Origin of the sequence: Mesorhizobium sp. M7A.F.Ca.CA.001.08.2.1, assembly GCF_003998455.1 — a bacterium.
Classification (GTDB): domain Bacteria; phylum Pseudomonadota; class Alphaproteobacteria; order Rhizobiales; family Rhizobiaceae; genus Mesorhizobium; species Mesorhizobium ciceri.
Map to the genome: position 1 here is coordinate 1 of NZ_RZPW01001291.1, position 865 is coordinate 865.

General features: G+C 59.3%; 1 protein-coding gene. It reads right to left on the reverse strand.

Translation table 11 applies throughout. From position 1 onward, the window contains the following. Positions 1 to 113: 113 nt before the first annotated feature. The coding region (locus EN914_RS36920; protein ID WP_127389756.1) for a lipid kinase at positions 114 to 865 on the reverse strand (752 nt) is incomplete at its 5' end.

The following is an 865-nucleotide window of genomic DNA, read 5'->3' on the forward strand; positions in this document are numbered from 1 at the left end:
GCTAGCAACAGACCAAGGAAATCATAATTTGTCGAGCTCGCCGCTTCTCGTATGGACCGGTCGTTGTCGCCGTTTTGATGACCTCGGGACGATCGTGGGGCCAAATTGCTTGCCTAGTGGAGGTCAGCGTCGTCGACGGGCGGAGGCGCGAAGACCGAGATCGCCTTTGGATGGACCTTGAAATGGGCTGGTGTCGAGGTGACGATCTCACCATCGGTGTTGACCGGCATCGGCTTCTCCGTCTCGATGTCGAACTCGACGCACCTAGCCGTGCGCACCTCTCGCCAGGCGCCATGCCTTCCAGACCGGAAGGAGCGGAGCATCAGCGCCAGCTTCCAGAGGTTCGTCATTTCCAAGCTATAAAGATCGAGATGTCCGTCATCGATCTCGGCCGTCTCTTCCACCACGTTGCCGCCGCCGTAATGGCGACCGTTTCCCACCGCAATCTGGTAGGTTTCGACGTCGGTCGACGCGCCTTTCTCAATAATCTTCGCGTGGAATCGCGTGGCCCGCGTCAACACTTTCACCGCCGCCAGCGCATAGCCGAGCCTGCCGAAACGCTTCTTCAAAGTGGGATCCAGACCCTTCGCCAATTCAGTGCTGAGTCCGATACTCGCAACGTTGAAGAAGGCATTGCCATTGACCGTGCCGATATCGATCTGCCGGAGTCGGCCCCGCACGATCACGTCAGCGGCCTGCAGAAGGTCCATAGGGATGTCGAGTGTGCGAGCGAGGTCATTAGCCGTTCCCATAGGAATAATGCCCATCGGCAGGCGGCTTTCCACTACAGCCATCGCCGCCGCCGACAACGAACCATCGCCACCGCACACGACCACAAGGTCCGCCGTTTGGCGCAAGCGAACGA